The sequence below is a fragment of the Ornithinibacillus proteolyticus genome, assembly GCF_039581225.1.
In the GTDB taxonomy this organism is placed as follows: Bacteria; Bacillota; Bacilli; order Bacillales; family Amphibacillaceae; genus Ornithinibacillus; species Ornithinibacillus massiliensis.
This window is the reverse complement of sequence record NZ_JBCPXV010000087.1, coordinates 1-5226: the sequence shown is the minus strand read 5'-3', so window position 1 is coordinate 5226 and position 5226 is coordinate 1. Positions and strand designations below refer to the sequence as shown.

Below are 5226 nucleotides of genomic sequence, written 5' to 3'. Positions count from 1 at the left end.
GGATGGAGTGTTACGGGCACGATGATTAGTTCTTCATGTGGCATAGAAAAGCACCTCCTTCAATTGATATTTCTATCTTAGCAAGAGGTGCTTCATTTTTGTATGCGTTGTTTGATTACGGGTTTACGCAATATCTAATCTAAGAGTGGCTTTCTTTATTTTATACATGTTACTAGGAGGGATAATTATGGAAACTAGAATCTACGAACGAGTAAAGCTATATAAAGAAGTATGGGAAGAACCTATGACTTCCCTTTCTAAACATTATGGTGTGTCTGATGTTGCATTACGTAAGCAGTGTAAAAAGATGGGAATACCCCTGCCAAAAGCTGGGCATTGGGCAAAAGTTAAAGCTGGTCATAAAATAAAAATACCTCCATTACCAAAAATGGATGTACCAGACAAAGTTATAGTAACAGCCCAATCCGGAGACTTACTCGGCAGGAAAATGGAAGATGTACTTTTGTTTTTACCTGGGGATGAAAGAAAAAAAGTAAAGGAATATTGTTTATCATTATCGGTTCCTAGCAAATTAATAAAACCTCATGGATTAATACAAGATACTAAACAATACTACCGTTCGAGGGAAGAATCAACAAGACCTCCGATGAACAGAGTAATTAATATGAAAGTTTCAGATGAACAAAAGGAACGGACATACAGGTTTTATAGCACTTTATTTAAAGGGTTAGAACATTTAGGATATACAATAGAAATCAAAGAACCGAAGTATCCGGGATATTACAAGCGGAATGAAATATTTATTAGTCTAAATGAAGATAGTGTTCCTATTTTTATAAAAGAAAAACAAAAAAGAATAGAACGCAAACCCACTAAAAGAGAACTAGAGTCTAGGCTAGACCATGGACCTTTCTATGATTATGTAATGACTGGAAAACTTCACTTTGAAATAGATGAGTATCATGCAAAAAGAAAAAACTGGAATGATACTGAGACTAAAAAGATAGAAGAGCAAATTGGTGAAATCATCATATGGATAATGGAAGCTATTCGATTGAAGAAGGTAATGAGAGAAAAACGAGTAGCTGAAGAAGCTCGTCGGTTAGAAGAACAGCGTATACGTCGGGAAATGGTAGAGCGAAAAGAGGAAGAATTAGAGAGACTTAAAGTATTGGAACAACAAGCTATTGGTTGGGAGAAAGCAGAGCGGATAAGAAAATTTATAAATGTAGTAGAATCAAAACTTGATGGATTTGACACGGTAGAAGAAAAGGAAAAAATGATAGTCTGGATTAAGTGGGCTAGGGATAAATCAGACTGGATTGATCCTATTACAGAAAAAGAGGATGAATTTTTAGGTAAGAGTGTTAGTCTGTTTGAACAGTTTTTGAGAGAATAGTTGTAAGCCCAATTATATAGTTGTTAAATATTATGTTGTTAAAACTCTATATAATTATTTTAACTTTATGGAGGGTTATAATGGAAAAAACTATTAATTTATTTAAAGAGAAACTACCAAAGTACCACCAACTTAAAAAAATACGAGATAAACTTTGGGCAGAGGATGGAAAAAGTAGGGTTTCAGTGATGATAGGCTCTGGGTTTAGCTTAAATGCAAATAAACTTGATGATTCACTTGATGGAATGGTGACTTGGTTGGGTATTAAAAACAAAGTGTCAGAAGGATTAAATCATGCTGAATTACCTAATAGTGATAATGTGTTAGATATTAGTGAAAGTTATGTCGAAGAATACGGGAGAGATAGTTTAGATACTCTTATAAAACAAGCTGTTCCAGATCAAAATTATGAACCTGGTGAAATTCATAAAAGTCTATTAAGGCTTCCTTGGTCTGATGTGTATACAACTAATTATGATACGTTGTTAGAAAGAACATTACCGTATATTATTGAAAGAAATTATCATGTTATTTACGATGTGAGAGATATTCCTAATGCTGCAGCCCCTAGAATAGTGAAGTTACATGGAAGTTTCCCTTCGAATAGACCTTTTATATTTACTAGAAGTGATTTTGATTCATATTATAAGGAGTTTGCTCCATTGGTTAATATGGTTCAACAATCAATTATGGAAACAACATTTGTATTATTAGGTTTCTCTGGAGAAGATCCAAACTTTGAAAGCTGGACAAAATGGGTCCATAAGAATTTGGGAGACCATATGCCAAAAATCTATATGCTTGCCTTTGATGAGTATGATAGAGAAAATATACTTAATGAAAGAGGTATAACCCTTATTGATTTTAAAGAAGTATATAAAGAAGAAAATAAAAAAATTGTGTATGAGCAAATGTTTAATGATGTATTTCAATTTTTATCGTATAAGGAAAAGAAAGATGAAAGGGATTGGCCCTATAAAAGTTATGTGGGGAATATTTTTAAAAATCCAGACGACTTATTAAATGCCTTTATTGATAATAGACAGAGTTATCCAGGGTGGCTAATTATGCCTGACATAATCAAAAAGGGTAACATAGAAACATTACAGTTAGCTTGTAACGAATTGGAACGGGTAGTCGCAGATAATAAAAATAAGGTAGAAAAAAGAATATCGGCAGTAAATGAAATAATCTGGGCGTATCATACTTTTCAAATTCCCATTGATTATCAATTACATAAGAGAATGAAGAATTTAGTTGATGAGAATAATGAATCAAATATTTCTCTTGGCTTAGAAAATGTTGTTCATAGGTTACTCAAAGAAGCTAGACTTGATTATAATGAAGATGATTTTAATAAGTATCTTGGGATATTAGAAAAAAGCGATTTAAACAAAGATATCAAGAATCGAGTTATATACGAAAAAATATTGATGAAGACTTCGAAATTTGAATATAACGAAGTTAAAACTCTACTCGACGAATGGTCATTAACAAATAAGGACTTTGAATGGATGGTTAAAAAGGCAGTAGTTTTTTCAAGGATTGGGGAAAAGGAAAAGGCTATAAAAATACTAGAAAATAATTTAACTACTGTAAGAAAAATAATTGCAATAAAAAATAATAATTATCGTCTGCTGTCCATAGAAGGTATTATATTATCAATTCTTATCCAACTAGAAAGAAATACTATGCAAAATAGTAAAGAGAGATTATTAATATTGGAATCAAGACTTAGTAATCCATTAAAAGAATTAGACTTTATGATTAGTAGAATAAAACCATACGAAGATAAATCGGGTGTATTCGAGAAGAAGGGATTTGATCCCAATCATATAACAAAGTCCAGTAGATACAATAATATCCTAGAGTTGGAACTTGTAGATTCATATAGCATGTTAATGTTATACGAGGAGTTTGGCTTGGGTTCTACCAATCAAAAGTATGCTAAGAATGCAATTAATATAGCATTAAAAAATACAGAGAAACTATACCCTTTTTATTCCTGGATAATGTACTTACGGATTGGTGAAGTTAAAGATGTCGATTATTATTTCTCTAGGGATGTTATTTATAAGGCAGATAGGAACAGCTTGTCTTTATTTGCAAATATAGTTATGGACGGGATATTTAGTAAACAAAATACTAAATTAGTTTTAGAGGTATTATCACGTATATATTTTGCTTTACGGAAAGAAGAAAAGGATAAAGTCGATAACATCGTCATAGAATTGTTCAAAGATGTAAGTTTTCAGAAAGAAAACAGAAGAAGTAGTAAAAATATTTTCAGACACCTTTTTAAAAGAATTTTATTTGATAAAAATAGTGAAGAGAAGGGGAATTTTAAAAGTAGAATATACCGACTACCTATTCTTGATGACCCTCATGGAAGTTTATCAGGGGTAAATTTAGATGAGCATGATTTTTATGATCCATCATTTGATTTTGAGTTCCAAGGCGATATAGAGATAAAAATTGATGTCGGGGAAATAAAAAGATTACTAAAATTATTAAATGGCAAAAAAAGTAATGTTCGAGATGCAGCTTTGAGAAGATTGACTTATCTTTTAGAAACCGGCAATTTGTCCGATGAATTAGCGGGTGGATTGAGAACCAATATAGCTAATATTATTCGAAAAGAAAAATCTAATTATTGTAATTGTTTATTAGAGTCTTATCTAGTATTAATAACAAATGATATTGAATTACAGGAAGAATACAGGAAAGTTCGTATTCAGGAATCAATACCGAAATCTTATGACAGTAGAACAGGAGTAACAACTATTGGATTTGGTTTAGATATACTGTTAAAAGATCTAAGAAATATTTTCCCAGGGTTTAAAAATAAAGAGAATCACTTTTCTACCTTAACAAATGAGACCTATACTACTTGGTTGAATAATTTCTATGAATGGTGGGACAGTCAGGAAGAATGGTTACTAGGGGAACAAATTGACAGATTTTTCGGGGAGACTGATGACTTATTAATTATGATTATATTCTTGAAAAATTCTTTTCTATCAAATTTCCCAAACAACCGTTTAACTTCTTCGGATAAAGAAAAATTAGGGGAAATATACACCAAATTATGTGAGAATAAGTACCATATAGCTCTACTTATGATACCGGTTTTATTAAGGAACGGGATATTAAGGGGAGATAGCATAGATAAAATATACGATGGATTAATGAGTAACAATATAGAGATATTTAACTCGGCAGTTGTTGCGGTTTATGATTTAGTAGTTTTGGAAAGTAAGGGCGAAATAGTAGCAGACTTTTCAGTAATTAAAACAACTATGCTAAATCTTTTCATCTATCGAAAGGAAGTAACTTTGTTGGAAACAACAAAATCTATAAGCAATATAATAAAAGACATCCCAGAGTTTTTTAATGACACTGATTATTTAAGTTTATTAAGTTCCTTAAACTTAATATTTAATGATTTTGAGCACAACTATTATGATAACAGTTCAATATCAGAACGAAAAAATGAACTATTATCCGAATTAGCAAATCTCGCTGGACAAATATATACTATCGGAAATGTAACTTACAAAGAAGAATTAGAATCTTGGAAGACCTATACGGAAAAACACAGGTTGCCTGAAGTTAGAAGGTATAATTATTTATTTGGATAGTTGAGATTGGTTTATTTAGTTAACTATGGAATTATAAAATTAACAGCTAATAGCTGATTTCTTTCTTTCTCTTAATTCCATAACTCTTAATTCTACTATGTCTAATTAAAAAATACATCTATCAGTCAAAATAAACATTTGCTAGTCCGACCCTGATTTCGTTAAAATAAACATTTGCGATTTCGGGGTCTTTTCATTCCCAAACCCTTGTCAGTTCAGTGTTCC

General features: G+C 31.3%; 2 protein-coding genes. Both read left to right on the top strand.

Annotated features, from left to right (window positions below; translation table 11 throughout):
* Nucleotides 1-187 precede the first annotated feature (187 nt).
* Nucleotides 188-1360 carry a hypothetical protein gene (locus AAIB49_RS19390; protein ID WP_343459000.1) on the top strand — a complete coding sequence of 391 codons (1173 nt, stop codon included), beginning with the start codon at nucleotides 188-190 and terminating at the stop codon, nucleotides 1358-1360.
* A gap of 80 nt (nucleotides 1361-1440) precedes the next feature.
* Entirely contained in the window at nucleotides 1441-5001 is a 3561-nt protein-coding gene (locus tag AAIB49_RS19385) for an SIR2 family NAD-dependent protein deacylase (protein WP_343458999.1), read from the top strand.
* The last annotated feature ends 225 nt before the right edge of the window (nucleotides 5002-5226 follow it).